The 1,910-nt window shown below is 67.0% G+C and carries 1 protein-coding gene; it reads right to left on the bottom strand.

What is annotated here, in order from left to right; all coding sequences use genetic code 11:
• A partial coding sequence (locus KUM44_RS21075; protein WP_217209819.1) for a condensation domain-containing protein occupies positions 1 to 1,910 on the bottom strand: 1,910 nt, incomplete at both ends.

Genomic DNA, 1,910 nt, shown 5'->3' with positions numbered 1-1,910 from the left:
CGGCCCGAGCTGGTAGGTGTCCTGCATCCAGCGCAGCCGGTTGTCGATCGCGGAGTGCGGTACGACGACGCCTTTGGGGCGGCCGGTGGAGCCGGAGGTGTAGATCATGTATGCCGGGTGGTGGGGCGTGAGGGGCGTGGTGCGCTCGGTGTCGGTGAGGTTCCCGTCGGTGTACCTGTCCAGGTCCAGGTCGTCCAGGGTGGTGAGGTGGAGGGCGGGGGCGGCGTCGTTGAGGATGTGGGCGATGCGCTCCAGCGGGTAGTCCGGGTCGATGGGGACGTAGGCGGCGCCGGTCTTCAGGACGGCGAGGAGGCCGATGATCAGGTCGGGGCCGCGGGGTATGTCGACGGCGACGAACTGCTCCGGGCCCACGCCGCGAGCCGCCAGATGGCGGGCCAACTGGTTGGCGCGTGCGTTGAGTTCCGCGTATGTCAGTTTCTGGCCGGCGTAGGTCAGTGCCACGGCATTCGGTGTCGCGGCGGCCTGCTCCTCGAACTGCTCCACCAGGTTCATGGGCGGGTTCTCGACCGGCTGCCCGTTCCATTCCTCCAGCAGCTGATGCCGCTCTGCCGGGTCTAGCAACTCAACCTGTGCCAGGGACTGTTCGGGATCAGTGGTGAAGGCTGTCAGGAGGTGCGTGAGGCGTTGGAGGAGACTTGCTGCGGTTCCCCTGTCGAACAGATCGGTGCTGAACTCCACTGTGAGCGTCAGCCCGTCCGGTTCGCCGTCGTCGGTGGTGGCTTCGTTGAAGGCGAAGGCGAGGTCGAACTTGGTGATGCCGATGCCGGTGTGCTCAAGCGTCGAGCTGAGCCCGGGCATGGAGGCCAGCATTCCCGTGGCGTTGTGTCCGATGTTGTTGAGGGTGAGCATGACCTGGAAGAGGGGGTGGTGGGCGAGGGTGCGGGTGGGGTTGAGGTGTTCGACGAGGCGTTCGAAGGGGAGGTCCTGGTGGGCGTAGGCGCCCAGGTTCGTCTCGCGGACGCGGTCGAGTAGTTCGCGGAAGGTCGGCTGTCCACTGGTGTCGGTGCGGAGCACGAGGGTGTTGACGAAAAAGCCGACGAGATCCTCTGTCGCCTCATCTGTACGGCTGGCGATGGGGGCACCGATGGGGATGTCGGTGCCTGCGCCGAGGCGGGTGAGAAGGGTGGCCAGGGCGGCTTGGAGGACCATGAACAGGCTGACGCCGTTCTGCTGCGCCAGCGTGGCGAGCTCCCGGTGGAGTACGGGCGGCAGGGGGAGGGTCAGACTGTCGCCGGTGTAGCTGGCGGTCGCGGGCCGCGGGCGGTCGGTGGGGAGCTCGATCTGCTCCGGCAGGTCGGCGAGCGCCCGCGCCCAGTACGCGAGTTGCTGGGATACGGGGCTGTCGGGGTCGCTGGTGGTCCCGAGCGCGTCGTGTTGCCAGAGGGTGTAGTCGGCGTACTGGATTGGTAGGGGTTGCCAGGTTGGGGCTTGGCCTTGGACGCGTGCGGTGTAGGCGGTGGTGAGGTCGTGGGCGAGGGGGCCCATGGACCAGCCGTCGCATGCGATGTGGTGCAGGAGGAGCAGGAGTACGTGCTCGTCCTCGGCGAGGCGGAAGAGTGTGGCGCGGATGGGGATTTCGGTGGTCAGGTCGAAGCTGTAGCGCGTGGCATCGGTCAGCCGTGTCTGGAGCTCGTCCGGGTTTCCGCTCAGGTCGGTGACGGTGCATTCGGGTTGTGCCTGGTCGGCTGGGAGTACGTGCTGGTGTGCGTTGTGTCCGTCTTCTTGTCGGTAGAGGGTGCGGAGGGTTTCGTGGCGGGTGGTGAGGTCGTGGAGTGCGTGGGTGAGGGCGTGGTGGTTGAGGGTGCCGGTGAGGCGGAGTGCGGTGGGGATGTTGTAGGTGGGGGTGGGTCCTTCGAGTTGGTGGAGGAACCACAGGCGTTGTTGGGCGT

Source organism: Streptomyces sp. AC550_RSS872, assembly GCF_019049285.1.
Lineage (GTDB): Bacteria > Actinomycetota > Actinomycetes > Streptomycetales > Streptomycetaceae > Streptomyces.
This window is presented reverse-complemented; position numbering and strand designations above follow the sequence as displayed.